Source organism: Deinococcus aerolatus, from assembly GCF_014647055.1.
GTDB lineage: Bacteria > Deinococcota > Deinococci > Deinococcales > Deinococcaceae > Deinococcus > Deinococcus aerolatus.
This window is the reverse complement of the sequence record NZ_BMOL01000007.1, coordinates 139,436-164,875: the sequence shown is the minus strand read 5'-3', so window position 1 is coordinate 164,875 and position 25,440 is coordinate 139,436. Positions and strand designations below refer to the sequence as shown.

Sequence of the window (25,440 nt, the reverse complement as noted above, 5' to 3'; positions counted from 1 at the left end):
GGCGACAGAATACGGACGCGGCCCGGAGCCTGCCAGGGCCCATCAGCCCTTTCGGCTCAATCTGCTCCCAGGCCCTGTTTCACTCCGAATGGTCTACTACGAATGGCGAGGATCAAGCTCGGTCTCGCCCGCCACCTCGGCGTAGGTTTCCAGCACGGTGTCCACCATCTGGCGCGTGCTCAGGATGCCGGACATGTCCAGCGCGTTGATGATTTCCTGCGGACTCAGGCTGGGGTTGGCGCAGGCGCGCAGCAGGGCGTGATTCACCAGCCCGGTGCCGGGGCGGGCGCCGCCGGCGGGCAGCCACGCCTGTGGCAGACGCGGCAGCAGGCGGACGGCGAAGTCCAGAATGTCGCGCCTGTTGCGCCGCAGTTCGCCCAGCAGCCCGCCCACCGAATGCACGCCGACGTAGTGCAGCAGCGTGGCAAGGCGCTGGGGCCGTTCCGGATCGGGCCAGCGGGTCAGCAGCGGCACGCCCAGCGCGTCGGCCACCGCCTCATCCAGATCGCGCACCGGCGAGACTTCCAGCAGGTGACCGATGCTCTGGGCGTCAATGAACACGCTGTCCGGCTCGGTCCGGACGCGCTCGGGCAGGGTGGCGGCATAGTCGCGCGACAGCCGGTCCAGGGCCATGAACTCCTCGTCGGCCATTTCCAGCAGTCCGGCCAGCCGGTAGAAGCGGCGCTGAACCTCGCGCGGGACGGCCTCGCGGTTCTTGTAGCCCAGGTCATGCTCGATCTCGGCCCAGGCGTGCTGGAGAATCGAGCGGATCTGTACCTCGTAGTGCTGACCCGCAGGGATCAGATCAGGCATGGGCGGCGCTGCCCCGGTGGCGGGCGGCATCACCTGTTCCAGTCCCGGCGGCACCCGCACCACGTAATGCACGCCCATGTATCCGAAGCGGTCCGGGTCATGCATCATGCTCTTGTCCACCGAATGTTCCCAGTTGACCTCGTGGTGGGCCTCCAGCAGCCTGGACACGGCGGCCACGTCCGACTCGAAATAGGTGATGACGCGCACGGCCACCAGATCGGTCACGTCCTCCAGGCTGCGGTAGCGCCCCGGCTTGCGGCGCAGCTTGTCCGCCAGACTCTCGGGGCGTTTCAGCCGGCCTGTGATGTTGTGAACCTTCAGCCCCGCTTCCTCGATCAGCCGGGTGGTGTGCGCCAGCGCGGCGTCCCGCAGCGCAGCGTACTGAGCCTCGCGCGCCCGGTAGGTGGTGACCAGGGGATCAGTCATGGATGGGCGCAGGATACGTCGGGCGCGCCCCGGCGGCGTGAAGTTTTGCCTCATGCCCGCGTGCTACACCTTCGCGTATGCGTTCCCGCCGCGTTCTGCTTGCCCTCGCCGCGCTCTCCCTGGCCTGCGCCGCACGGGCCGCCCTGGACGTGTTCGTCGCCTACCCGGAAAACGGCCACCGCGTCGCCTTTGGTCACGTCATTCTGGAAGGCAGCGTCACCCCCGGCGCGAGCCTGACCGTGGACGGCCGCAGCGTCAACGTTGGGCCGGACGGCCTGTTCATGGAGTGGTGGCCGCTGAAACCCGGCATCAACGACCTGCGGCTGGTGGCCCGTCAGGAGGGGCAGTCGGGCGTGACTGTCCTGAAGGTGATCCGCACCGTGGCACAGGCGGCGGCGGCCCGGCCCACAGTGATTGACGCGCAGAGCGTCCAGCCCAAAGCGGTGCGCGAGTTCTGGGATCTTGCCGGAGACTCGCCCGCCGAGCGCAGCGTGGAGCTGAGTTTCCAGGGTTCACCGGGGGGCCGGGCCGCCTACCGGCTGGGCCGGGCCGCTCCCGCCCCCATGCGCGAGGGGCCAGCCGGGACGTACCGCGCCACCTTCGTTGTGCCCACCGCGGCGCAGTTTCAGCAGGCCATCTTCACCTTCACGCTGACGGGTCAGGATGGCAAAACCGTGACGGCGGTGGCCCCCGGACGCCTCAGCACCGGGGGCGGGGCGCGGCTGGGCACGCAGAAACCCGGCAGCGTGGAGGGGCTGGGCCTGAACCAGTCCAACCTCGCCGTCACCACGCTGGAAGGCCGGGCGCTGGTCTACCCGCGCGGCGGCATGACGTTTGTGCTGATGGGCCGTCAGGGCGGGGACGTGCGTGCGCGCCTGGCCCCTGGTGTGAGCGCCCTGATCACGGCGGAGCAGCTGATTGTAAGCCCCGGCGCCGCCGCACAGGCAGCCGGCGGGGCCATCACGCTGGACCGTCCTGCCCTGCCGGAACTGCCCGCCGGGCCGCCCATGCTGGAGCCTGCCGAAGGGGTGCCGACCCTGCCGCCCGAAGAGATTCCGCCCGTTCCTGCGCCGGCTGTTGGCGTGACTCTGGGGCCTGTCTCTGTGCCCAGGCGCGAGGCAGAGCCCATTCCGGTTGCCCCTGTTGCTGACCTGCGTGTCCGGATTCCGCTGGGCGGCGTGCGGCTGCCGTTCCGGCTGGAGCAGGAGGAGGGGGGCCGCCGGCTGGCCGTCACGCTATACGGCCCTTTCGCGCAGCCGCTGACTGTGCTGGAGGACCGGGACCCACTGCTGGGCGGCGTGGAGGTGCGCCCGCTGGCCCTGGGCGTGACGCGGGTGGCGCTGAACCTGAACGGAACACAGGCCTGGGGCTTTACCGCCAACTACGACGGACCGGATCTGGTGCTGAGTGTCCGGCGGCCCCCGGTGCTGAACCCGGCGCGTCCGCTGGAGGGGCGGACCATCACCCTGGATGCCGGGCACGGCGGCAGCCAGAACGGCGGGGCGGGCAGCCTGCGCGTGCCGGAAAAGGCGCTGATGCTGCCCATCACCCTGCGCGCCGCCGAGGTGCTGCGCAGCCTGGGGGCCAACGTCAACCTGACCCGCATCTCCGACATCACCGTGGGCCTGTACGAACGCGGCCTGAGCGCCGAGGCCAGCGGGTCCGATCTGCTGGTGTCCATCCACGCCAACGCCCTGCCGGACGGGCGTGACCCGCGCGGCGTCCGTGGCCCGGAAATCTACTTCACCCATCCGCAGGCAGCGGCGCTGGCCGGCAGCATTCTGGGGCAGTTGCGCGCCCGGCTGCCGGACCTGGGGCCGGGCGCGGGCCTCAAACCCGGCGCGGATCTGGCCCTGACCCGGCCCACCACCCAGATCAGCCTGCTGGTGGAAACCGCCTACCTGACCGACGCGGGCAACCTGCGGGCGCTGGGCAGTCCTGAGGGCCGCGAACGCTTCGCCCAGGCTATCGCCGCCGGCATTGCGGAGTTCTACGCCGGGCAGGTGGGGAAAGCCGCAGGATAGGGGGCAGGCAGCCAACAGCAAACAGGCCCTCTCCACGGCGGACAGGGCCACCTGGGGTGGCCGGGGGTCTTACAGCCGGTGCCCCAGCAGGCGCAGCCCCATGAACACCACAAATACGGTGCCGCCCTCGTGCGCGATGACACCCAGCGGCAGCGGAATGTGCCCGGCCACCGCCAGCGGCGCGATGATCAGAATGACCCCGAAGGCAAAGGCCAGGTTCAGGAACACGGTGCGCCGGGCGTCCTTGGCCAGCCGTACTGCCCCGGCCAGCTTGCCCAGATCATTTTTCATCAACACCACGTCGGCGCTTTCGATGGCGACGTCGGTGCCGCTGGCCACGGCAATCCCCAGGTCGGCGCGGGCCAGTGCCGGGGCGTCGTTCACGCCGTCGCCGACCATGGCCAGCGGGCCGGGCAACTCGCCCATGATGCGCAACTTGTCCTGGGGCAGCAGTTCGGCGCGGTACTCGGTCAGGCCGATCTGGGCGGCCACGGCCTGGGCCACTTCCGCCTTATCCCCGGTCAGCATCACCTGATGCGCCACGCCCGCCGTCCGCAGGCTGGAAATGGCCTCGGCGATGCCGGGGCGCAGCGTGTCAGACACGCCCATCACGGCCACCACGCGCTTGCCCACGCCCACGATCACGGTGCTGCTACCCTCGGCGTTCAGCTCGCGCAGGGCGGCGTCCTGGGCCGGACTCAGGCTGGCCCCCTCACGCGTCATCAGGCGGAGGTTCCCGGCCCAGGCCAGCTCACCGCTGTCCAGCGCCGCCGTAATGCCCATGCCCGGCACGGCCTGCGCGCCCTGGACAGGGACGGGAAGCACGCCCCGCTCACGCGCCAGCGTTACCACCGCCTGCGCGATGGGATGTTCGCTGTGGCTTTCCAGCCCGGCGGCCAGGGCCAGCGCCCCCGGTTCGTCGTCGGCCACCACGCGGGCCACCTTCATCCTGGCCTGGGTCAGCGTGCCGGTCTTGTCGAAGGCGATGGTATTCACGCGGGCCAGGGTGTCCATCGCCGCGCTGCTCTTGAACAGCACGCCGCCGCGCGCCGCCGCCGCCATGGCGCTGAGCATCACGGCGGGCGTACTGATCACCACCGCGCAGGGGCTGGCCACCACCATGAAGGTCATGGCGCGGTACCACGAGTCGTCCACCGACAGGCTAAACCCGTAGCGCAGCAGCGCGAACACCAGCGGCACCAGCACCAGCACCGCCGTCGCGTAGGGGCTTTCCCAGCGCTCGGTGACGGTCTCGGTGCGGCTCTTGGCGGTCTGTGCCTGTTCCATCAGCGCCACAAGCCGGGCCAGGGTGCTGTCTCCGGCGGGGCGCAGCACCTCGGCCTCCACGCTGCCGTTCAGGTTGACGGTGCCGGAGGCCAGTTCCGCGCCCACCACCTTGTCGATGGGCAGGCTCTCCCCGGTGATGGGCGACTCGTCCACGGCGGTCTGTCCGCGCGTCACGCGGGCGTCGGCGGCGATGCGCTCGCCGGGCTTGAGCACCAGCACGTCCCCGATGCGGATGTCGCCCAGTTCGCACCAGCGTTCGCGCCCGTCACGGCGTACGGTGGCGCCGGCCGGGTTCAGGTCCATCAGGGCGCTGATGGCGTGCTTGGTGCGGCCCATCGCCCAGTCCTGCAGGGTGTTGCTCAGGGAGAACAGGAACAGCAGAATCGCTCCGTCAGCCGCCTGCCCGATGCTCGCCGCGCCCAGGGCCGCCAGCACCATCAGCAGATCCACGTCCAGCTTCTTTTCCACAAACAGGCTGTGCAGCGCCTCGCGCCCGGCGGGAATGCCCCCCGCCAGATACGCGACGAGGTAGCCGCCCCACATGACGGCGGGCTGCTGCAGGAGGTACTGCCCCGCCGCGCCCACCAGCAGGCCCAGCAGGGTCAGGCTGGTCATGACCACGGCAAAGCGCAGCTGCGGCGAGAGGTTAAAGCGCGGTGGGCGGCTGGGTTCGGCAAAACGGGCAGGTGATGCTGCGTTGGGGGTGGTCATGGAGCCTCCTGAGCGAGAATCCTTAACAGGAATTATTCTCAATAAGCTATTCTAGTCCCTGGCCACGCCAAACTCAACGCTCCATCCTGACCGGAGAAGTCGGGATGGAGCGCTGTTTTCCGCCGTTGGCCCTCTTCGGCTTTGCGACGTGGCGCAGGGTGTACGCTCAGTCATGAGACGACTGCCGACGTTGCTGCTGGCCGCCACCGTCACGTCTGCCGCCGCGAACGAGCGCATTCCGGTCAATCAGGTGCGCTTCTCCACCACCTCGGCGCGGGTGATGGTCCTGAGTTCGGGGGAGCGGGATGGCTCGGGTTTCGGCACAGCCAGTCTGAAAGTGTTCAGCACGGCGACGGGGGCGCAGCTGTACAGCCGCCAGAAGACGGGAGACGAGCTGCCCAATACGCTGCGCTGGGGCCTGCTGACCACGCCGCCCACCCCGGCTACCCTGTCGGCCTACGGGCTGACGCCGGGGGCCGTGTCGGCCGCAAAGTACAACCGCGTGTACCCTCAGCCGTTCCCACAGTGGAGTGACGGCCTGGGCGCGGGGCAGACCGGCGTGACCAGTGTGGCGCTGTGGTCCGTTCCGGTGCCGATCACCCTGAACGTGTACGCCCTGCCCTCCACCTGTCCCTATGGCGATCTGCTGGAGCCGGGCGCTGTGCCGGTGGGGTTCAGGCTGACCGTGAACACGCAGACCATCCACCGTGACCTCAGCCTGCCTGCGGACCGCACTTGCGCGGCCCGGTACGCGCTGGAGCGGGTGGACGTGCGCGGCAACCGCGTGCTGGTCACCGTGCGCGCCTACGGCCCGGGCTTCGAGGGGCCGGACGCCACCCCGGTCTTCATCGCGGCAACGCTGCGCTGAAGACCCGTTTGAGGCTTTACGCCTGCGCCGTGATCGCCTGCATCAGCGCCCGCATGGCGTCGAGTTCCTCGGCGTTGATGGCGTGGCCCAGGCCCGGAAACACGCGGGCGTCCACCGCTGCGCCGCGTGAGCGCAGGGCGTCGGCACTGGCCTCAAAACGCTTCAGCGGAATGTGCGCGTCGTCCGGGGCCACGCCCATGAACACGGGCAGGCCACCCAGATCACCGGTGTCCTCCAGCGTGATCAGCGCGCCGCTCAGGGCCACCACGCCGCCCAGCCGCGCCCGACTGCGGCTGACGTATTCCAGCGCCAAGCAGGCCCCCTGGCTGAAGCCGCCCAGCACCACGTTCTGCGGCGGGATGCCCTGTGTCTCCAGTTCGGCCAGCAGGGCGTCCACCGTCGCCAGAGCGGCGTCCAGATGGGGTTGATTCTGCTCCACCGGGGCCAGGAACGACTGCGGGTACCAGCTGTTCCCGTTGGCCTGCGGGGCCAGGTAGGAAAAGGCACTCAGGTTCAGGTCCGCCTCCAGCGACAGGATGTCCTGCGCTGTACCACCCCGTCCGTGCAGCAGGATGGCCGCCACCCGCGCCTCGCCCAGTGGCCGTCCGGCAGTGAACACCTGAATGCCCGGGGCGGCCGGCTCCTCCCGGGCCACGGGGGTGTGGTCCAGCACCCGCGTGCCCAGCGTCACGCCATATTCGGGACTGACAATGCGCGGCAGGTGCGCCTCAATGGTGGGGCGGCGGGCCTCGTACCATGCGGGCAGCTTGAGGTGCCGGCCCAACTCGTCCACCGGCTCGTCGTCAGGGAACCCTGGGGCGTCGGTTGCGATCTCGAACAGGATGCCGTTGCTCTCACGGAAGTAGATGCTGTGGAAGTACTGGCGGTCCTGCACGGGCGTGGGCCGGAAGCCCGCCGCCGTCAGCTGGCCCAGGTACGCGGCCTGCTGGTCGTCGTCGCGGGTCCGCAGCGCGACGTGGTGCACGCTGCCGGCCCCGAAGGAGCCGCGTGCCCCACCGGGCCGTTCCACCACGTCCACGAACAGGCCCACGCCCGCACCACCGTCGTCATCGCCGCTGCCCCGGAAACGGGTGCGCTGGCCCTCGGCATCATCCTCGGTCCCCACTTCTGTAAAGCCCAGCTGACTCACCAGCAGCTCGCGCACGGCCCCGGTGTCCCCGCCCCAGCCGGTGACCGAGTGAAAGCCGCGCAGCGCGTGTTCGTGCGGCACCGGCGAGCCGGCCCAGTTCTCGACAGGCGCGCCGTCCCCGAACACCAGTTCCACCCATGTGCCGTCCGGATCATCTACGGTCAGCACCTTTTGCCCAAAGCGCTGGCCGCCGCGCACCTCCAGTCCCTGCGCGGTCAGGTGGCCCAGCCAGAAATCGTAAGACGAGGCGGGGGCGCTGTAGGCCGTCGCGACCACCTCGCCGTTGCCGCGCACGCCGCGCGCCGCGCCCGGCCAGGGAAAGTGGGTCATGACCGTGCCGGGCTGTCCGGTACGGTCTCCGTAGTACAGGTGGTAGGTGCCGGGATCGTCGAAATTGACCGTGACCTTGACCATACGCTGTCCCAGCACGCGGGTATAGAAGTCGATGTTGCGCTGCGGATCGCTCGCCATCACGGTGACATGGTGCAGGCCCTGCACCGGGGAAATCTGGCCGGAAGAGGAGGAAGTCATGGCCCCACAATAGATTAACGTTAAACGATTTGCAAGCTGAATTTTGACGTATTCCGAGGGGAGATGAGGCCTACTCTGACTTTCCTACCGAGTCAGCGAGGCAGCGCGGACCGTGCCTGAGTCCAGGACGCTGTCTGGCCCTTTGACACGGCCTAAACTTTGCCCCGGCGGGACGATTGTGGGCCGCCGCCCGTGCGCTGGGCGTCCACACGCTGGGCCTCGATGCCCAGCTTGCGGGTCAGGCTGCTGAGCTGCTGCAACTCGTCCGGGTCTAGCACGCCGAACAGCGCCTGGATGCCCTGCACGTGGCCCGGCAGAATGCGCTCGATCAGGGCGCGCCCCTCCGGGGTCAGGCAGATCTGAAAGGCGCGGCGGTCGGCGGGATTGCGCTCGCGGCTGACCTGTCCGTCGCGCTCCAGGTTGTCGATCACCATGGTCAGGTTGCCGCTGGAACGCAGAATCTTGTCGGCCAGCTGGCGCTGGCTCAGCGGTCCCAGGTGGAACAGGGCCTCAAGCACCGCGAACTGGCTGAGGGTCAGGCCATGGTCACCCAGGTGTCGGTTGGCGGCGGCCTCGACGGCATGCGCCGCCCGCCAGAGTTTGATGTAGGCGTCCAGCGCGTCGCGTTCGGCGGCCTTGCCTGAAAAGCGGTTGGGCATGGCAGGCATCCTGACCCACGCGCCGGACCGAAATCAAGCCAGGGGACGGTTCAGGAGCGGACCTGCCCTCCTGCCTGCTGACCCTGCCTGGCGCGGTGCTCCTCGGTGGCCAGCCGGATGCACGCGGCGACGGCCCCCATGGCGGTGTAGACCTCGCCGATCGGCGGACGGGTGGGCGCCAGCCGGATGTTGCGGTTGCCGGGGTCCTTGCCGTCCGGGTAGGTGGCCCCGGCGGGGGTCAGGCTCACGCCCGCCGCGTCGGCCAGCTCCACCACGCGGGCGGCGACGGGGGCGGCGGTGTCCAGGCTGATGAAGTAGCCGCCCTGCGGGCTGGCCCAGGTGGCGAATTCGCCGTTCTCGCCCAGTTCGGCGCGCAGGGTCTCGTCCACCGCGCGGAACTTCGGCGCAATCAGGGCGGCGTGATCTCGCATCAGCCCCTCGATGCCGCCGGGGTAGCTGCCCAGGAACTTGACGTGCCGCGCCTGCTCGGGCTTGTTGGGGCCGATGCTCTGGGCATTCAGGTACCGGGACATCCAGCGGACGTTGTCCTCGCTGGTGGCCACGAATCCCAGGCCCGCCCCCGCCAGCGTGATCTTGCTGGTGCTGGCAAACACGAAGGCCCGGTCGGGGTGGCCCGCGTCGCGGCACAGGGTCACGAAGTTGACGGTCTCGGCAGGCGTGCCCAGGTGATGGACGCGGTAGGCATCGTCGGCCAGAATGGTGAAATCGGGCGCAGCGGCCTGCACGGCAGCCAGCCGTCGGGCCTTGTTGACGCTGATGGTCTCGCCGCCGGGGTTGCTGTAGGTGGGCACGAACAGGACGCCCTTGATCCCCGCGTCGTCCCTGACCAGCCGCTCGATGGCGTCCAGGTCCGGGCCATCGGCCTGCATGTCCACTGTCACCAGCTCAAAGCCCAGCGTCTGCAACAGCAGGAAGTGCCGGTCATAACCGGGAACGGTCACGATGAATCTGGGTTTGGTGTCTCCCTTCACCCAGGGCTGGGCGCTGTTTCGCATGCCGTGCAGCAGCGCGAAGGTCAGGACAAAGCCCTGCAGTTCCAGCGAGGCGTTGTTCCACACGATCATGTTTTCCGGCTTCACGTCCAGGTAGTCGGCGAACAGACGCCGCGCGCTGGGCAGGCCTGTCACCCCGCCCGGGTAGTTGCGCAGGTCAATGCCGTCCATGCTCAGATCGGCCTCTCCCAACGTGGTCAGCAGCCCGTTGGACAGGTCAAAGTCCGCGTCCGAGGGCTGACCGCGCTGCATGTTCAGCTTCAGGCCACGGGCACGGATGGCGTCGTAGGCGGTCTGGGCCGCAGCCAGGGCGTCGGTGGAGCCAACAGGGGAGCCGTCACGGGTCATGCCTGTACGTTATCCGCTGGGCAGGCTGGAGAGGCCAGGGTTGTTTGGCGGGGTGTCTTTCGGGACCCTGCCCGCTGAAGCTCCCGCCCTTCCTCCGTATTCCGCGAAAGCCGGCCCGGTGTTAGACTCGGCCCGGCGAACCCCGGCCGTGCGGCCGTCAGGGAACCCGGATTTCAGGCCCACCATTTCCCGCAACATCCCTTTTTGCCCCATCCACAACAGGAGAACTCTCAATGCACTACGTTGTTCACCGCCCCCGCGTGGGCGTGTTTATCGATACCCAGAACCTGTACCACTCGGCGCGCGACCTGCTGGAGCGCACCGTCAACTTCGAGACCATCCTGAATGTTGCCACCGCGAACCGCGAGTTGCTGCACGCGATCTCGTACACGGTGGAGCGCGAGAACGAGGCCACCGCCCGGCCCTTCATCTACAAGCTGTCCACGCTGGGCTTCAAGGTGCGGCGCATGAACCTGCACCTGCACCACGTGACCGACGGCGGCAAGCCCATCTACGAGGGCAACTGGGACATGGGCATCGTGGCCGACATGGTGCGGCTGATGGACCATCTGGACGTGGTGGTGCTGGGCAGCGGCGACGGCGATTTCACCGACATCGTGGAGGTCTTGCAGGAGCGCGGTAAGCGGGTGGAGGTCATCGCCTTTCGTGAGCACACGGCCCAGCGCCTGATTGACGCGGCGGACCGCTTCTTTCACCTGCCCGACATTGAGGACGCCCTGATGCCTGCCCGCCAGCGCGGGAATGCCAAGGCCGACGAGTCCAAGCCGGAAGAAGCCGTCCAGTAATCCGGAGATGCCCAATCCAGAACTCAATCCAGCACTGGACTGTCCCGGTCCGGACCCCGCCAGCCTGTGCGACGCGGACGCCGTGCTGGCCCGCCTGAACTTCACCCTGCCCCCTGAGCGCATTGCCCAGACCGGGGCCGAGCCGCGAGACGCCTCCCGCCTGATGGTGGTGGGCCGCCCGGACCTCACGCACCGCACCTTCCGTGAGCTGCCAGATCTACTGCGCTCCGGCGACCTGCTGGTGTTCAACGAGAGCCGCGTCATCCCCGCCCGCGTGATGGCCCGCAAGCCCGTCACGCCGGACGGTCACGGCGGCGGCGCGGTAGAGGTCATGCTGCTGCGGGAGGAACAGCACAACGTCTGGAGCGCGTATCTCAAGCCTGCCAGACGCGCCGGCAAAGAGCTGTGGCTGGGCGGCCACCGGGCCGAAGTGGTCGGTGTGCTGGACGACGGTGCCCGCCTGCTGCGCTTCGAGCACGACCTCAAGCCTCACCTGGACGAGATCGGACGGCTGCCGCTGCCCCCATATATCGACGCGGGTGACGACGACGCGGTGTGGCGCGAGCGCTACCAGACCGTCTACGCCCGCGATCCGGGCAGCGTGGCTGCCCCCACCGCCGGACTGCATTTCACGCCGGAACTGCTGGCCCGGCTGGACGCCCTGGGCGTGGAGCGCTGCGCCGTGACCCTGCACGTGGGCGCAGGAACCTTTCGGCCCATCCAGGGGTCAGCAGCGGACCACACCATGCACGCCGAACGGTACGCGGTCAGCGCGTCCACCGCCGCCGCCATCAACCAGGCCAGGGCGCAGGGCCGCCGCGTCGTCGCGGTGGGCACCACCACCGTCCGCACGCTGGAAAGTGTCTGGAACGGGGAGGCCGTGCGGGCCGGCGAGGGCGACACCCGCATCTTCATCACGCCCAGCACGCCCGTACATGTGCCGGATCTGCTACTCACCAACCTGCACCTGCCTGGCAGCACCCTGCTGCTGCTGGTGGCCGCCTTTGCCGGCGAGGGGCGCGTCCGGGCCGCCTACGACGCGGCGCTGGCCGGCGACTACCGCTTCTACTCGCTGGGCGACGCGATGCTGCTGGAAAACCAGAGGAGCGGCGGGGCGGGGCAGAAATAAGGCTCAGTTCAGGGTCCGTTCTCCGGACACGTCGAGCATGAAGGTGGGAATGGGCACCTGCGCCCGCGCCCCCCAGGCGTCTTGCAGCACGTAATAGCCGCCCATGCGGCCCGGCGTGGCCTCCACCGTCACGAAGGAGTCGTAGACGAACAGGCCGCCCGGCGGGAGCATCGGTTGCTCGCCCACCACGCCATCGCCGTCCACGCTGATCTCGTGGCCCAGGGCGTCCACGATGTCCCAGTGCCGCGCCAGCAGCTGCCAGGTCTGATCGCTGCGGTTCTCGATCTGGATCACGTAGGAAAAGACCCGCCGTCCGGGCGTGCTCTGCGCCGGCAGGTGCGTGACCTGCACGCTGACCTGCACATCCGGCGTGGCCTCCGGGCCGGGCGGGTCCGGGCGCTCTGGATCGGGAAGACGGCTCATGGCTTCACAGGATAGCGGAGGCCCTGCGGGTGCGGGCGGGCGCTGTGCAGGGGGCTGTACAGGGAGGCGGCGTTCAGCGTGGGTACGCACCGGGTGACTTGCGCCGCCGCCAGGTCATTTTTGCTAACAGCGCACCAGGGGTCTGCTCTACACTGCCGCGCGTGACTCCGCATACTGATCCGAACACCAGCATCAACAAGGACTTTTTGTTCGCCCTGCTGTCCGAGGCGGCCCCCAGCGGCCTGGAGCGCCGCGCCGCCGATGTCTGGAAGGCCGAGGCCAGCGCCTTTGCCCGCGTCTCCGAGGATCACTACGGCAACGTGTACGCCGAACTCGGCCCCGAAGACGCGCCGGCCATCGCCCTGATGGGTCACCTCGACGAGATCGGGTTGATCGTGTCGTACGTCGGCGACGAGGGCCTGATCAGCTTTCTGGGCGTGGGCGGCTGGGACCCGCAGGTGCTGGTGGGCCAGCGCATCCGCCTGCTCGCGCCGGGCGGCGACGTCCTGGGCGTGATCGGCAAGAAGGCCATTCACGTCATGGAGGCCGAGGACCGCGCCAAGGCCAGTAAACTCGAGGACCTGTGGATCGATGTGGGTCTGGGCAAGGAGGAGGTGCAGCAGCGCATTCCGGTGGGCACCTACGGCGTGATCGAACAGGAACCGCTGATGGTGGGCGACAGGATCGTCAGCCGCGCGCTGGACAACCGCGTGGGCGCGTTTATCGTGCTGGAAGCCCTGCGGGCGCTGAAAGACACGGACCTGCGGCACCGTATCGTGGCGGTCGGCACCAGCCAGGAAGAGATTGGGGTATTCGGCGCGACGGTCAGCGGGCACCGCCTGAATCCCATCGCGGGCGTGGCCGTGGACGTGACGCACGAGACCAAGCAGCCGGGCGTGAGCGAGAAGAAGTATGGCGTGGCCCCCTTCGGCAGCGGCGCGAATCTGGCAGTGGGTCCCATGACCAGCCCGGTGGTGCTGCGCCAGATGACCGAAGCGGCCACAAAAGCGGAGATTCCCTATACCCTGAGCGCCTCTGGCCGCTACACCGGCACCGACGCCGACGCCCTGACCCTGGTGCGCGGCGGCGTGCCGTCCGCCGTGGTGAGCATTCCCAACCGCTACATGCACAGCCCCAGCGAGATGGTGGACGCCCGCGACGTCAAGGCCTGCATCGACATCATTGCCGCGTGGGTCGGGGCGCTGGAAGAACAGCCGGACTTCACGCGCCTCTGACGCGTTGGGGCACTGCCGGGAGCAGTGTCGTGGTGCGGGGCTTCCACCAGTGCTGAGCCCGGCCCCTGAGCTGACACCGGAAATCGCCGCCCTGCTGCGCCGCGCCATGTTCCCTGACCCCGTGAGAATCGCCCTTGCGCTGGAGGCGTACCGCACACACTCGGACCGCCGCATCTTCGTTTGGGACGTTGATGGAAGGCCGGTGTGTGCGGCGGGCGTGCAACTGGCTGGCCGCGAAGCACAGGTGCTGCACATCGGTACGCGGCCGGAGCAGGCCGGGCGCGGCCACGGGCGAAACCTGCTGCACGCCGTCGCCGCGCAGCTTGGGCTGACGCGGTTGACAGCGGAAACGGACGATGACGCGGTGGGTTTCTACCGCCGCAGCGGCTTCGAGGTGGCCGAGGTGGCGGGCAGGGGAGGCCAGCGCAGATATCTCTGCACCTTGAATCTGGGGGAGACGGGCAATCCTGGGGGCTAAGGGTTTCCGGCTTTGCCTTGCCCGCTGCCCCTACCTTGCCCGCAGTTTCTTGCGCTCCTGCACCGCCAGTTCGTCCACCCGCTCGTTCTCACCGTGCCCGGCATGGCCCTTGACCCACACGAAGGTCAGGGCGTGGGTTCTGGCCTGCTCGATCAGCGCCTCCCACAGGTCCTGATTTTTCACCGGTTCCTTGCCTGCTGTTTTCCAGCCGTTGCGCTGCCAGTTCAGAATCCAGCCGTCGGTGAAGGCTTTCCGCAGGTACTGGCTGTCGGTGATCACGCGGATCTGGCAGGGCCGCTTGAGACTCTGGAGCCCTTCCAGCAGGCCGCGCAACTCCATGCGGTTGTTGGTGGTGCCTTCCTCGTGGCCGCTCAGGACCAGTTCGTGCCCGCCCGAACGCAGGATGCAGGCCCAGCCGCCGTGCCCCGCCGCCGTGTCGCACGCGCCGTCGCTGAACAGGTCCACCACGTTGCCGGCCACCGGCGTTTCCGGCTGAATGCCCGCTTTCAGGGGCAGCAGGTCACGCGCCCGGTCCTGCGCCTTGCGGGCGGCCGTTTTCGGGAAGGAGGTTCGGGGGCGCGTCACGCCCGGAACTGTAGGCAGGCCGGGCGCGTAGTGTCAAGTATGAGCCGCACCGCCCTCGCCATTCCCGAAGCGGACCGCACCCCGGCGGTGCTGGTCCATCTGTCGCCGCTGGCCGGCTTCGTGCTGCCCACGCTGGGCAATGTGCTGGGGCCGCTGGTGGCGTGGCTGGCCCTGCGGGACCGCAGCCCGGCGCTCAACCAGCAGGGCAAGGAGGCGCTGAACTTTCAGCTGAGCATGTGGGTGTACGGCGTCGTGATCGGCGTGCTGGCCTTCATCCTGTTCAGCATGGGCATCATCGGCGGGGCGCTGGGCACGGCGGCCGGCGCACAGGATCTGGGGGCTTTTGCCTTCCTGGGCACCTTTGCGGCCTTTTTCGTGTTTCTGGTGCCGCTGCTGCTGCTGCTGAGCATCGTTCCATTCATCTTCATGATCGTGGCGGTGGTCCGGGTCAGCGCCGGGCAGCCGTACCACTACCCGCTGAGCATCCGCTTCGTGCGCTGATCGCCCCAGTCTCCTGAGTCGCCCCGGCACCCGGGATGGCTCTATGCTGTCGCACATGCGAATCATGGCTGTGTTTGCCCACCCCGACGATGAGATCGGCTGCGCTGGAACCCTGGCGAAGCACGCGGCGCGCGGTGACGAGGTGATGCTGGTCTGGACCACGCTGGGCGAACTTGCCAGCCAGTTCGGCGACGCCTCGCACGAGGAAGTCACCCGCATCCGGCGCCAACACGGGGCGTGGGTGGCCGACAAGATCGGCGCGCAGTACCACTTCTTCGACATGGGCGACAGCCGCATGACCGGTGGACGCGACGAGGCCCTGCAACTTGCGAAGCTGTACGCCTCCTTCCGGCCCAACGCCGTCATCACCTGGAGCGACGATCACCCGCACCCGGACCACCGCATGACGGCCAAGATCGCCTTCGACGCGGTCACGCTGGCGCGCATCCCCAAGATCGTCAACGAGCAGGGCGGTGGTCAGGCCATGCCGCCCGCGCCCGATCTGAGCGGCGACGACGCCGTGGAAAGCGGCGAGGATGTGCGCCGCCTCTCGGCGTGGCGCGATCCGGTCCGCTTTTACCAGTACTTCGCCCCGGCCAGCCCCTACCCGGAGGTCTTCGTGGGCATCGACGACACGCTGGAGACGGCGGCGGCCATCGCCTCGTACTACCGCGACTTCTACAAGTGGCAGTGGACCGACGAGCTGTTCCGCGAGGGCCGTGCGGGCGCGGGCCGTCTGGCGGGGGTCAAGTACGCCGAACGCTTCAACCTGCGTGCCAGCCACCTGCGGGCGCGGGATTACCTGGACTGAAGAGGATGGCAGGGGGCTGTGAGCTGTGGGCAGAAGGTTAGGAGCAGTAAAAGAGCCTTCTGCCTCAGCCCTTCTCCACCCTGTTCTCTCTCAATCCGCCCCCTTTTCGCCTCCCAGCGCTGCCAGCACGTCCTGGGGCATGCGGGCCGGACGGTAGGCCTTGTCGGTGGCGATGTGCCGGGTCTCCCCGGTAGCCACCAGTTCCTCGCCGCGCCGGACCTCGTAGACAAAGGTCACGGTGCGGCTGCGGAGAGCCGAGATTCGGGTGGTCACGGTCAGGTCATCATCGTAACGGGCGGCGCGGCGGTATTCCACGTTCAGACCCGAGAGCATGAGGTAGTAGCCGCGCGCCTCAATCTCGGTGTAGGGCAAGCCCAGTTCCCGCATCAGGTCCGTGCGGCCCACCTCGAACCACACCGGGTAGGTGGCGTGGTGAACGACGCCCATCATGTCGGTCTCGGCGTAGCGCACCCGGATGCTGGTCTGGACCGACACGCTCACAGCAGGTTGTCCTCTGCCGAGCGGAATTCCAGCGTGGGCGTGCGGCGCATGCGGACCTGCTGCGCGACCTGACGTTGCAGGTGGCCGCGGGCGTGGTCCAGGGCTTCAAGCAGCTCGGGCATGTCGGCCCCCAGCGCGCTGACATACACGCGCGCCAGACCGAAGTCGGAGGTCAGGGTCACGCGCTCGACGGTCACGATCAGCGGCACGCGCGGGTCACGCAGGCCGCTGATGGCCTCGCTCAGGACGCGGGTGATCTGGGACTGCACCTGTTCGGGCTTCATGCCCGGAACCGGGAGGAGGGGAGACAGGAATGGGTCATTGCGCCATGCTAGAGCAAGACGCGCAAAGCGGATGGCTGGACGCTGAAGGTTCTGACAGGGAAGGGCCCCCGGCCGGCCTGTCAGCGGATGTACCGCCGCCCGGTGTATTCGGTGAATACGCCGATGCCGTAGCTGACCTTGCGGACGCTGTCCAGCACCGGCTTGCCGTTCCAGGCCAGACCGGTGGAACTGCCGCCGTCCAGCAGCAGGGCGTCCCGGATGCCCAGGCGCGACATCACCTTGGCCATCTCGGTGGTGGTCAGCCGCGACCGAGTGCTCACCATCACCAGATCGCGGTTGCTGACCAGCCCGATGGCGCTGCGGGCGGCGCGGCCAAACAGCGCCGGATCGCGGAAGGCGGCGCTGTAGCTGGACTGCACCCGGCCACCCACCAGGATTCGCGGCCCGCTGGCGATCACGGTCTCCATGCCCTGCCACGCGCTGTCCAGCGGGATACGCAGCAGCCCTGTAGTGCTGGCGCGGATGGAGGCGCGGTTGTCGGGTGTGATGGCCAGCGCCTGTGGAATGCGGCCCCAGGTGAGCATGCGCCCCTGCATCACGATGTCCCCGGCCGGCGCGTAGCTGTGCGGGTGGAAGTACGAGCCGTTGATGATCGCCTGCGCGCCGCTGGAGCGGGCCAGCTGACCGATCCGTGCGCCGGAACCGAACTTCAGGCCACCGCTGGGTAGGACAGGCGCGATCAGCACGTCCCGGTACCGCAGGTTCACGTTGATGATCTGCACCGGAATGTTCAGGGGCCGCAGGTGCTTGTGGCTGGCCGCGCGGCCCTGAGGTTTGGGGGGAATAGGCACCGGGATGTGGGCCGGCACCAGCACCTTGGTCCCCGGCACGATGTACTTGTGGCTGGCCAGTTTGTTCAGGCGGCGCAGTTTGTCCACGCTGATGCGGTATTTGCGGGCGATCTTTGCCGCCGTGTCGCCAGCGCCCACGTGAATGTAGGTGTAGAGCGTCCGCACCTCGGTGGTGGGACGGGGGACCGGGGCCGCGCCGCGCACCGGGATCTTCAGGCGCTGCCCCGGGGTGATCAGCGTGCCCTGGATGTTGTTGGCCGCTTGGAGGGCGCCGACGCTCACGCCGTAGCGGCCCGCGATCTTGCTCAGAAAGTCGCCGCGCTGCACGGTGTAGGTGTCCTGAGCGGGCGGCTTGCGTGGTGTGGGCGCAGCGCGGCTGGCCGCCGACCTGTTCAGGCGCAGAACCTGCCCCGCCCGGATGACGTCGCTGCTCAGGCCGTTGGCCGCCTTGAGCTGCGCCACGCTGAGGCCCGCGCGGGTGGCAATCTTGGACAGGGTGTCGCCGGAACGCACAGTCACTGTGTTGGCGGCAGCGGCGAAGGCCGAGCCAGCCAGCAGCACGACGATGAAGAATAGGGAACGAGGAGACATCAGCCTTCCAGCTGAACACATCTGAGAGGCTGGCGGATGAGCTGGGCTAACCGGAGTCAGGGGATGACGGCGTTTTACCGCAACGAGGGCTAGGCCGGGGGGTGTGTTTCAGCGGCTGGCACGCGAATGGAGGACAGCGGACCCGAGGGGCCGCCGCGGTCTACATGGCCTGGTTTTTGCTGACCGTCCTCTGACGGTTCAGGTCAGCTGCCGGGGGTGCTGCCGGGCAACACTGCCACCCGCCCGATCATGTAGGCGACGCCGTACAGAAACAGCGTGGCGACCGGCAGGAATTTCAGGCCACTGCGGTATGGGATCATGCGGCCCCGGACCAGCACTTCAATAACGTACAGGCTCAGCAGCGCGAAGGCCGAGTACATCCAGTGTTCGAGGTCACGGCTGGAGTCGTAGGGCAGGCCGTACCTGGTCAGGCCGCCGCCGACGTCGACGGCGCTGGGCACCTTTGCGCCGCCCAGCGCCAGAATCACCCCCGTCGCTGCCGGAATCAGGGTCAGTACCCAGACCACCCGCAGCCACACCAGAAACGAGCGGCTCACCACCCCCTTGATCGCCGGGGCGACGCTCCAGACCAGCAGGATCAGGGTGGACAGGGCGTAGGGCGTGGGAAACAGCAGGGTCAGCGAGGAGCCGAACTGGTAGCCGTGAAGGGCGCGGAGCAGATCCATATGGGCAGCAGCGTAGCGCGGCGCGGCGAACTTTTCCTGTCGTCCCGCTTTCGGTGAGACCAGAGGCACCGGTGTTCAGCCGGCAGATCTTAACTATCCGGCAGGTCCACCAGGGTCAGGTCCGGAAGGTAGCTGCCGGGTTGCAGCGGAGCCGTCTCGCCGCTGCGGCGCAGGCGCAGGCTGGGCGGAGTTGCCACCAGCAGGAGGTTGGAGCCGCTGAGGGTCACCTTCAGCCCGTCCAGCGCAGGGGCACGGAAGGCGGTGCCCAGATCGCTGGGCCCGGCCGGCAGAATCACGGTGTGCTGGCCGTAGGGTCCGGCGGCCCGGACGCTGGCGGCGTCGTGGCGCAGCGTGAGCGGCAGCCCCAGCCCGGCCAGACTGCCCAGCGGGGGCTGGGGGGCACGGCCCACGCGCCCTACCGCGACGCCCAGCAGCGTGCCGGGCCGGACCACGTCCCCGGCCCTCACCAGCCGCGTGCCCTGACTGACCTCCAGATCGGCGGGAATCCGCAGAATCTGGAGCCCGTCCCGGTGCTGTTCGGCGCGCAGGCCGCTCAGGTGCGGGACGCGTGCCAGCTGGCCCAGGTCAAAGAGGCCGCCCAGTGGAATGGGCACGCCAGTCACGTCGCCGCCCGACGTGACCAGCGACAGCACCCGGCCCCCGCTGTACTCGATGCCTTCCACCGCAGGCGGCTCGGCATGGGCCACCGGACGCTGAAGGGTGGGCCGCCGGCGCCGCAGCGGTCCGGCGGGGCCGGACCAGCGGGTGGGTGCTGCCCCGCTGCGCCCACCCGGACGGCGCCCCGCCCGCCCACGCCGCGCCAGCAGCCAGGCCGCCAGGCCGGCCAGGGCCAGCACGCCCAGGCCCGCCAGCCAGCCCAGCGCAGCCCCGGGCGTGTCGCGGCCCCCCGCGCCCTGCGGTCGGTTCTGCTGGGGCGGCTTTGGCGTTGTTACGGTGGCCGTGCCCCCACGCCCGGAGGCGGAGACGACGGCGTACGGCGCCCGCCCCCCCTTGCGTCCCTGAATGGCAGGCAGTGCCATCTGCGTGTTGCCGGGCAGCGCCAGCTGCGGCCTGACCGTCTGACTGGGAGGCAGGAACCGGTTGGTGATCCGGACGGCGAATTCACGTGCGCCGGGCAGGCCCGAGATCTGGGCGCTCAGACCCGCGGGCAGGCCGGTGACCCTCAGGCCCCGGAGGGACACGCCACGGGCGGCCCGGTAGCGCAGCACGGCGTCCTCGCCTCTCCTCAGCGCGGTATCCGCGCCGGGATTGAGCAGCGTGAGTGGCGACTGCGTGTTCAGGCGCAGCAGCACGCGCTGTGGCCGGGTGCCCACGCTGCCGGCAGCCGGGGTCCCTGGGCCGCTGGCGCACAGCAGCGCCGCCGCGCCGTGGGGCAGGTCACCACGTGCCCGGAGGGTCACCGTGCCCCCGGTCACCACTGCCGGCTCTGGCCGCAGGCCCCAGCGGCGGTCCTGGGCCGAGACCTCGACCCGCGTGCCCTCGGCCAGCGGCACAGCCACCGCCCCCAGACCATTGACGCGCAGCAGGCCGCTGCCCAGCCCCGGCCCGTCCAGTGCCGGGACCCGGTTCAGCGGCAGGGTCAGGCCGTCGGCGTAGTCGCTGGCCTGCAGCGCCTGCCGGGCATCGGCGGGAATCTGGGTGCCCAGGGCCAGGTAATGCAGCCGGTCAAACGGGCCGCGCCCCGTGAAGGCCGCCAGCGCCTGCGCCGCCGTGAAGGGCCGCAGGCCGTCGTTGTCGATGCCGTCGGTCAGCACGAACACGGTGCTGGCGTACTGCGCGCCGTCCCGCAGCGGTTCGAGGGCGGCGCGCAGGCTGCGGTACAGATAGGTGTTGTTGCCGTCGGCCTTTAGGGCGCCCAGGGCCGCGTTCCAGCCGGCGGTTCCGGCGGGCCGGTCAAAGCCCTGGCGCGTCCTGAGCCCCGCGTCGAAGGTGAGCAGTTCCACCCGGTCAGGCCGCGTCTGACGCACGTAGCGGTTCAGCTCGGCCTTGACCCGCTCGAAAATGTCGGCCCTGCCGTCGCCCAGGCCGCGCATGCTGCCGCTGGTGTCCAGCACGAACACCGCCCGCGTGCGCGTGGGCAGGGGGCCGTCCGGCAGGGCGCAGGCGGCGGGAGGTGGGACGGGGGACGACGGCGCCGTGGCCGCCGCTGGACTGAAGGCGGCGGCGCTGAGGCCCAGCGTGAGGGTGAGGACGGTGGCGGGCTGCATCTCTGCCCATTGTGCCCCGAGATTGCGCTGCGCGGACGGCACGGAGTGACCGGGGCCGCGGCCCGGCTGGGCTGGCGGCCCTGCCCCGGCTATGCCAGCTGCTGTTTCAGGAAGTCCATCCGGCCACGGATGTACTCGCGGTCAAAGCGGAACGCCACGCCTGCGGCGCGGTACAGCTCCGGCACGCCCGCCGCGTTGCCCAGGCGAAGCGCGGCCTTGTAGCGTTCCAGGGCGCCTGCCGCGTCGTCCCTGGCCCCCTGCCAGACGCCCACCGCCGCCAGGTAGCACATGGCGTACTCGATGTAGTAGAAGGGCACCTGAAAAATGTGGTAATACTGCCAGCCCTTGGCCCGCACGCCCTCATCCAGCCCGTCCCAGTCGACAAAATTATGGAAGGTCCGGTCCAGTTCCAGCCATTTGGCGTCCAGTTCGGCAATGCCCACCTCCTCGGGGGCTTCGGCGTACAGCCAGTGCTGGAAGGCGTCCATCTGTGCGGCCCACGGCAGAAAGGTCACCACGCCCTGCAACAGGTTGCGGCGGTAGCGGGCCAGTTCCTCGTCGTTGAACACGTGGCCCAGGTGGTCCAGGGTCAGGAATTCCATTGCCATGCTGGGAATCTCAACGAATTCAATCGGACTCCAGCGGTTCCACAGCAGCGGCTGGGCGTCACCGCTGTAAAAGCCGTGGAAAGCGTGGCCCACCTCATGAAACAGCACCCGCAGGTCCTCGGCGCTGCCCACCACGTTCATCAGCACGAAGGGCTCATTGTTCACCGGAAAGTACTGGCAATAGGCGTGGGTCATCTTGCCGGGGCGCGATTCCAGGTCCAGCAGCCCCCCGTCCCGCATCTGGCCGAAGCGGGCGGCCAGATCGGCGTCCAGGCCTGCAAAGGCTGTCTGTGCCAGTGTCTGCAACTGCTCGCCCGTCTGGAATGGCCTCAGCGACGCCCGGCCCGAGGGGTCCAGCAGGTTGCTGCGGTTGTAGTCCCAGGGCCGCACGCTCTCCAGCCCCAGCTGCCGCGCAATGCCGCGCACGATCTCGCCTGCCAGCGGCACCACCTCGTCCTGCACCGCCCCGTGGAAGGCGCGGCAATCGGCGGGGGTGTAGTCCACGCGGTCCAGCTGTTTCCAGCGGAACTCGCGGTAGGTGGGCTCGTCGGCGTTGCGGGCCAGCTGCCGGCGGGTGCGGATCAGGTCCAGCATCACGGCGTCCAGCTCGGGGGCCACCTCCATGTGGCTGACCGTCAGCGCCGTCCACGCGTCCTCGCGCGCCGCCCGGTCCGGGCTGTCCAGGCGCTGCCTCGCCTGGGGAATGGTCAGGCTCTGACCGTCCAGGGTGACCTTCTGGTTGCCGGTGATGACCGAGTACCGGTTTTTCTGCTGCTCGTGCGTTACGCCCAGGTCCACGTTGGCCTCGCGGAACAGCGCGGCGGCGTCGCGGAAGCGGCGGTAATTCAGCGCAAAATCCGCTGCGGGCGTGTAGCCGGGCACTGCCAGCAGCTTCTCGGTCAGCGCCTGACCCATCCGGGCCGCCGGGGGCATGACACCTGCCACGAAGGCCTGGTGGCGTTCCTGCACTGCCGCGTCATCGGTGTGAAGGTCGGCGTGGGTCGACAGTTTGGCTCCTACCTCGCCCAGTTCGGCGTCCAGGGCGCTCCAGCGTGCCAGCCACGACGGCACGTCCGCCGCCGTCAGTCTGGCGTTCAGCAGCACCTCATAGCGCGGACGGTAGGCGTCCCAATGCGTGGCCTGCTGGGGAACGTGCAATTTGTGCTCAACCCTGTCCAGTGGTGCAGTCATGCCGGGGAGTGTAACGTCTGTCCAGCGTCTGGCCGCTGTCCAAATGGCTTAGTGTCCTTCTCCTGTCTGCCTGCAGCGCTGGGCCAGATCGGGGGCGGGCATGCCCTCAGCTGGACGCGTCGGCCCCGCCTTTGCCGGCTCCGGTCCCGCCCTTGCCCTCGGTGTCGGAAGCGCGGCGCAGTTCGCCCGCGGGCACGTTCAGCAGCATGCCCTGGTCGCTGTACACGTCCACGGTTCCGGCCAGCGGGTGCAGCTTGGTGACCTTGCCGCACGCGCCTGTGCCGGTGTGGCAGACCTTGGCGTTCTTGCGCGGCAGGTCGCGCAGCAGATCCTGGTACTGGGTGTGTTCGAACTGCAGGCAGCACAGCAGCCGCCCGCACGGCCCGGACAGTTTTTCCGGGTTCAGCGGAAGCTGCTGGTCACGCGCCATGCGGATGCTGACCGGGGCGAAGTCCTGCAGGTGGGTGCTGGAGCAGTTCTCGCGCCCGCAGGCGCCGAGTGCCCCGATCATCTGCGCCTGCTCGCGCGGGCCGATGGCCGCGAAGTTCACGCGGGCGGTGGTGTGTGCCCGCACCTCGCCGACCAGCCCGCTCAGTTCGATGCGCTCGTCGGCGCTGTAGCTGACCGTGACCAGGCTCTCGTCCAGCGTGAATTCCACCGCCACCAGCTTCACTGCCAGCCCCCGCTCGCGCGCCCGCGCCCGCAGCAGCCACTTCAGGTCCTCGCCCGTGCGGTGCAGGTCGTCCCAGCGCGTCAGATCGTCCGGTGTGGCCGCGCGCAGCACCGCGCCGTAGCGCTCATTGTTTTTCGCCTGTCCCGGCTCGCCGCGCACAGTCGCCACCTCCGGCCCGCGCTTGCCCTGCACAACCACCCGCGTGCCCACGGGAAACGTGTCCTCACTGAGCATGGGGTGAAGGCGGGGGCTGCGCTCGAAGCGGACGGGAAGGACGACCATTGGCCGCAGCATGTCACGCCCGGTGCCGGGGCGTCGAGAGTTGAGGCACAAAGGGCCCAGGGCATTTGCCTGCCGGCCAGAGAGCGAAGGACGGACCGCCAGGAGGAACATCTTCTGGCGGTCCGTCCCTGATGGCTCCGGCTCCCTGGACCCCGGGCGGCTCTCGGTGATCCTCTATGCGGCCTCAGTGCAGTTCGGCCAGAACCTCGATCTCTACCCGCACGTCGCGGGGCAACCTTGCCACCTGAACGGTGCTGCGGGCCGGGGCGGGCGCGAGAAAGTGACGCTCGTAGACGGCGTTCATTTCGCCGAATTCGTTCATGTCCGCCAGAAACACGGTGGTCTTGACCACGCGCTCCAGATCAGTGCCCGCCGCGCGCAGCACGGCCCGCAGGTTCTGCAGAACCTGTTCGGTCTGCTCGGCAATGCCGCCCTCCACGAGCTGGCCATCCGGCGTCAGCGGAATCTGCCCGCTGGTGACCACCAGGTTGCCGAACGTGACGGCCTGGCTGTAAGGCCCGATGGCGGCGGGGGCGTCGGCGGTCTGCACAATCTCTTTCATACCCAGAGCATACCTGTCCGCCTGCGCTGGTCCCAGCTGTCGGGGAAGAGGACCGCACTTCTCAGGTGCCTCAGCTGCCGCCGGTGCCGGTATCAGGGTCACGGGGAGAGTATTTGGCGGCGGTTCCATGCCCTGGACGCGCCCCACCCAGCAGATGGGCCAGCACCGCACTGGGCGCGTCTAACGGGCGGCTGGCCCGGCGCACCAGATTCAGGCGCTGAAACAGCAGAATGCCCAGCAGCAGGGTGGTGCCGGTTACGGCCAGCATCAGGCGCTGGGCGGGCATCAGCATCACCCCCAGCAGGGTAAAATACGCGATCATCAGCAGCAGGTAGGTGACCAGGCTGCTGCCGCGCTGCAGACTGAGCACTGCGTCCACGTATTCAGGGCCCTCGTGCGCTGGGCTGGGCAGGGGGTAGACGGGCAGCCGCAGGTTCTGGCGAACGTCCACCACCAGCGCCGTGATGTTGTCGGGACCGCCCGCGTCGTTGGCGGCATCGATCAGGCAGCGGGTGCAGGACGCCGGGGCCAGCGGACGGGCCAGCAGCTCCAGCAGCCGCTGGTCACTGACCACGCTGCTGAGGCCGTCGCTGCACAGCAGCAGCCGGTCCCCGGCGCACAGCTGCAGCCCGAACAGTTCCAGCCGCACGCGTTCCTCGCCGCCCAGCGCGTTGCTGACCACGCTGCGCCACTGGTGATTGCGCGCCTCGTCCTCGGACAGGTGGCCCAGCCGGACCTGCTCGCTGACCCAGGAATGGTCCTCGGTCAGCCGGTACAGGGCGCCGCCGCGCAGCAGGTAGGCCCGCGAGTCACCGACATGCGCGATCAGCAGTGCGCCGCGGTCAATCAGCGCGGCGATCAGGGTGGTGCCCATGCCCACGTACTCGCCCACCGCGTGCCGCAGGACGGCCACGTTGGCGGCCTGCACGGCCTCGGCCAGCCGCGTGGGCGGGGAGGAGCGCTGCGACAGGTAGTGCAGGCTCAGGGCGTCCAGTGCCAGGGTGGCAGCCAGCTCGCCCGCCGCGTGGCCCCCCATGCCGTCGGCCACCGCGAACAGCCCGCCTTGCGGAAGGTCCACGGCCATGGCAGCGTCCTGGTTCACCCCACCTTGTCGCTGACGGCCCACGTCCGTCAGCAGGCCGAAAGGCCAGTTAGGCGTCCCCGCTGCCTGCATGCCGCACACTA

The 25,440-nt window shown here is 69.1% G+C and carries 24 protein-coding genes; 8 read left to right on the top strand and 16 right to left on the bottom strand.

The features are described 5' to 3' along the window. Nucleotides 1-96 precede the first annotated feature (96 nt). Entirely contained in the window at nucleotides 97-1,239 is a 1,143-nt protein-coding gene (locus IEY31_RS09485) for a GTP pyrophosphokinase (RefSeq protein WP_188971275.1), read from the bottom strand. Between the two features lie 77 nt (nucleotides 1,240-1,316). On the opposite strand from IEY31_RS09485, the gene IEY31_RS09480 reads away from it, so the two are divergent. Further along, the gene (locus tag IEY31_RS09480) at nucleotides 1,317-3,263 is read left to right on the top strand and encodes an N-acetylmuramoyl-L-alanine amidase family protein (protein WP_188971273.1); all 1,947 of its coding nucleotides are present in this window, start codon (nucleotides 1,317-1,319) and stop codon (nucleotides 3,261-3,263) included. A 69-nt stretch (nucleotides 3,264-3,332) separates the two neighbouring features. Here the strand turns inward: IEY31_RS09480 and IEY31_RS09475 are convergent, their stop codons facing one another. Further along, nucleotides 3,333-5,261 (bottom strand): heavy metal translocating P-type ATPase, encoded by a 1,929-nt coding sequence (locus IEY31_RS09475; RefSeq protein WP_188971271.1) that lies wholly within the window; start codon nucleotides 5,259-5,261, stop codon nucleotides 3,333-3,335. Between the two features lie 172 nt (nucleotides 5,262-5,433). On the opposite strand from IEY31_RS09475, the gene IEY31_RS09470 reads away from it, so the two are divergent. Continuing rightward, the gene (locus IEY31_RS09470; RefSeq protein WP_188971269.1) at nucleotides 5,434-6,129 is read left to right on the top strand and encodes a DUF2259 domain-containing protein; all 696 of its coding nucleotides are present in this window, start codon (nucleotides 5,434-5,436) and stop codon (nucleotides 6,127-6,129) included. A 16-nt stretch (nucleotides 6,130-6,145) separates the two neighbouring features. Here the strand turns inward: IEY31_RS09470 and IEY31_RS09465 are convergent, their stop codons facing one another. From IEY31_RS09465 to IEY31_RS09455, 3 genes are all read right to left on the bottom strand, one after another. Further along, nucleotides 6,146-7,810 carry a VOC family protein gene (locus IEY31_RS09465; protein ID WP_188971267.1) on the bottom strand — a complete coding sequence of 555 codons (1,665 nt, stop codon included), beginning with the start codon at nucleotides 7,808-7,810 and terminating at the stop codon, nucleotides 6,146-6,148. A 152-nt stretch (nucleotides 7,811-7,962) separates the two neighbouring features. After that, nucleotides 7,963-8,469, bottom strand: coding sequence for a MarR family winged helix-turn-helix transcriptional regulator (locus IEY31_RS09460; RefSeq protein WP_188971252.1), 507 nt, complete (start codon nucleotides 8,467-8,469; stop codon nucleotides 7,963-7,965). A 50-nt stretch (nucleotides 8,470-8,519) separates the two neighbouring features. Continuing rightward, nucleotides 8,520-9,830 carry a PLP-dependent aminotransferase family protein gene (locus tag IEY31_RS09455; protein WP_188971250.1) on the bottom strand — a complete coding sequence of 437 codons (1,311 nt, stop codon included), beginning with the start codon at nucleotides 9,828-9,830 and terminating at the stop codon, nucleotides 8,520-8,522. 233 nt (nucleotides 9,831-10,063) lie between these two features. On the opposite strand from IEY31_RS09455, the gene IEY31_RS09450 reads away from it, so the two are divergent. Together IEY31_RS09450 and queA are read left to right on the top strand one after the other, a co-directional pair. After that, on the top strand, nucleotides 10,064-10,636 hold the full coding sequence (locus IEY31_RS09450; RefSeq protein WP_188971248.1) for a LabA-like NYN domain-containing protein: 573 nt from the start codon (nucleotides 10,064-10,066) through the stop codon (nucleotides 10,634-10,636). Nucleotides 10,637-10,643: 7 nt separating this feature from the next. After that, nucleotides 10,644-11,765 carry a tRNA preQ1(34) S-adenosylmethionine ribosyltransferase-isomerase QueA gene (gene queA / locus IEY31_RS09445; RefSeq protein ID WP_188971246.1) on the top strand — a complete coding sequence of 374 codons (1,122 nt, stop codon included), beginning with the start codon at nucleotides 10,644-10,646 and terminating at the stop codon, nucleotides 11,763-11,765. Between the two features lie 3 nt (nucleotides 11,766-11,768). Here the strand turns inward: queA and apaG are convergent, their stop codons facing one another. After that, nucleotides 11,769-12,188: a Co2+/Mg2+ efflux protein ApaG gene (gene apaG / locus IEY31_RS09440; RefSeq protein ID WP_188971244.1), complete on the bottom strand. Its 420-nt coding sequence runs from the start codon at nucleotides 12,186-12,188 to the stop codon at nucleotides 11,769-11,771. Between the two features lie 161 nt (nucleotides 12,189-12,349). Between apaG and IEY31_RS09435 the strand changes: the two genes are divergently transcribed. Continuing rightward, a complete protein-coding gene (locus tag IEY31_RS09435; protein WP_188971243.1) occupies nucleotides 12,350-13,423 on the top strand; it encodes a M42 family metallopeptidase in 1,074 nt (357 codons plus the stop codon). A 121-nt stretch (nucleotides 13,424-13,544) separates the two neighbouring features. Beyond that, on the top strand, nucleotides 13,545-13,901 hold the full coding sequence (locus IEY31_RS09430; RefSeq protein WP_188971241.1) for a GNAT family N-acetyltransferase: 357 nt from the start codon (nucleotides 13,545-13,547) through the stop codon (nucleotides 13,899-13,901). A 30-nt stretch (nucleotides 13,902-13,931) separates the two neighbouring features. On the opposite strand, the gene rnhA is transcribed toward IEY31_RS09430, so the two are convergent. Continuing rightward, a complete protein-coding gene (gene rnhA, locus IEY31_RS09425; protein ID WP_188971239.1) occupies nucleotides 13,932-14,486 on the bottom strand; it encodes a ribonuclease HI in 555 nt (184 codons plus the stop codon). A 39-nt stretch (nucleotides 14,487-14,525) separates the two neighbouring features. Here rnhA and IEY31_RS09420 point away from each other — a divergent pair, with 39 nt between their 5' ends. Continuing rightward, complete coding sequence (locus IEY31_RS09420) at nucleotides 14,526-14,987, top strand: DUF4870 domain-containing protein (RefSeq protein ID WP_188971237.1); 462 nt, start codon at nucleotides 14,526-14,528, stop codon at nucleotides 14,985-14,987. Between the two features lie 55 nt (nucleotides 14,988-15,042). Further along, nucleotides 15,043-15,798: a PIG-L deacetylase family protein gene (locus IEY31_RS09415; RefSeq protein WP_188971235.1), complete on the top strand. Its 756-nt coding sequence runs from the start codon at nucleotides 15,043-15,045 to the stop codon at nucleotides 15,796-15,798. 90 nt (nucleotides 15,799-15,888) lie between these two features. Here IEY31_RS09415 and IEY31_RS09410 read toward each other — a convergent pair whose 3' ends face one another. From IEY31_RS09410 to IEY31_RS09370, 9 genes are all read right to left on the bottom strand, one after another. Next, nucleotides 15,889-16,293 carry an acyl-CoA thioesterase gene (locus tag IEY31_RS09410; protein ID WP_188971359.1) on the bottom strand — a complete coding sequence of 135 codons (405 nt, stop codon included), beginning with the start codon at nucleotides 16,291-16,293 and terminating at the stop codon, nucleotides 15,889-15,891. Between the two features lie 2 nt (nucleotides 16,294-16,295). Further along, nucleotides 16,296-16,583: a 30S ribosome-binding factor RbfA gene (gene rbfA, locus IEY31_RS09405; protein WP_188971233.1), complete on the bottom strand. Its 288-nt coding sequence runs from the start codon at nucleotides 16,581-16,583 to the stop codon at nucleotides 16,296-16,298. 119 nt (nucleotides 16,584-16,702) lie between these two features. Further along, complete coding sequence (locus IEY31_RS09400) at nucleotides 16,703-18,025, bottom strand: LysM peptidoglycan-binding domain-containing protein (protein WP_188971231.1); 1,323 nt, start codon at nucleotides 18,023-18,025, stop codon at nucleotides 16,703-16,705. 203 nt (nucleotides 18,026-18,228) lie between these two features. Continuing rightward, nucleotides 18,229-18,711, bottom strand: a complete 483-nt coding sequence (locus tag IEY31_RS09395) for a hypothetical protein (RefSeq protein ID WP_188971229.1) — start codon at nucleotides 18,709-18,711, stop codon at nucleotides 18,229-18,231. Between the two features lie 89 nt (nucleotides 18,712-18,800). Then, the gene (locus IEY31_RS09390; RefSeq protein WP_188971227.1) at nucleotides 18,801-20,939 is read right to left on the bottom strand and encodes a vWA domain-containing protein; all 2,139 of its coding nucleotides are present in this window, start codon (nucleotides 20,937-20,939) and stop codon (nucleotides 18,801-18,803) included. A gap of 89 nt (nucleotides 20,940-21,028) precedes the next feature. Next, nucleotides 21,029-22,738: a M3 family oligoendopeptidase gene (locus IEY31_RS09385; RefSeq protein ID WP_188971224.1), complete on the bottom strand. Its 1,710-nt coding sequence runs from the start codon at nucleotides 22,736-22,738 to the stop codon at nucleotides 21,029-21,031. A 106-nt stretch (nucleotides 22,739-22,844) separates the two neighbouring features. Beyond that, nucleotides 22,845-23,693, bottom strand: coding sequence for a PSP1 domain-containing protein (locus IEY31_RS09380; protein WP_188971222.1), 849 nt, complete (start codon nucleotides 23,691-23,693; stop codon nucleotides 22,845-22,847). Nucleotides 23,694-23,877: 184 nt separating this feature from the next. Further along, entirely contained in the window at nucleotides 23,878-24,255 is a 378-nt protein-coding gene (locus IEY31_RS09375) for a RidA family protein (RefSeq protein ID WP_188971220.1), read from the bottom strand. 70 nt (nucleotides 24,256-24,325) lie between these two features. Then, entirely contained in the window at nucleotides 24,326-25,429 is a 1,104-nt protein-coding gene (locus IEY31_RS09370) for a PP2C family protein-serine/threonine phosphatase (protein ID WP_188971218.1), read from the bottom strand. Nucleotides 25,430-25,440 lie beyond the last annotated feature (11 nt).